General features: G+C 45.0%; 1 protein-coding gene and 1 pseudogene. One reads left to right on the forward strand and one right to left on the reverse strand.

Features of this window, described 5'->3' with window-relative positions; all coding sequences use genetic code 11:
* Positions 1-373 (forward strand): annotated as a pseudogene (locus tag R7E78_RS26735) (hypothetical protein); the annotation flags it as partial.
* A gap of 79 nt (positions 374-452) precedes the next feature.
* Here R7E78_RS26735 and R7E78_RS26740 read toward each other — a convergent pair.
* Positions 453-700 (reverse strand): Ig-like domain-containing protein (locus R7E78_RS26740; RefSeq protein WP_318058687.1); only part of this gene is annotated, 248 nt, incomplete at its 5' end.

A 700-nucleotide genomic window follows, 5' to 3' on the forward strand; every position in this document is an offset into this window, starting at 1 on the left:
GAGTATCACTAAAGACTGTACAACCTACGTTGAAGAAAACGCATCTGGCGCGTACGGATTAAGAGTGAACTACGAAGGTAAAGTATGTAACGACAGTAAAGTGAAACTTAACGATGTGAAAATTACTGAAATGCATGACGGTATGACAGTCGTTAAAGATGTCGGTACTTTAAATCCTGAAAGCTGTATGAACTACGATGGTACCTACATCCCTGCTCCGGGTAGTGACGTTTCTGGTGGTCCGGTTGTTGCACATGATGTAAGAACCTTCAAAGACACCGTCGTTGCAGAAGGTGTTAACGCCATTACAGGTGTCACTGTCGATACAGGCATGCCTGTAGAGGCAAGCTGTCCACTATGTCCTGCACCGTAAGCAAGACAAACCCGATAGCAGCAATCCACAGTAAACAATAACGAAAAAGCCACCTTAAACATAAGGTGGCTTTGCTTTGTTATTTGTTCTTACCTTTGCCAGGTGAAGACCCTCCAGAATCAGGAGATGATTGCAGCGCCACAGTCACCATTGCTGTCGACGTAACATTACCGCTGGTGATCGTATAGCTAAAGCTGTCTTGATTCTTGAATCGCTTCGCTGGTGTGTATTGGATACTCCCATCAGAAAGTAGCTTCACCGTTCCTTTACTCGGTGCACTCATTGCTGAGATCTCGACAGACACACCATCAGCCATGATTTCATTAC

It is taken from the genome of Vibrio sp. YT-19(2023) (assembly GCF_033337395.1).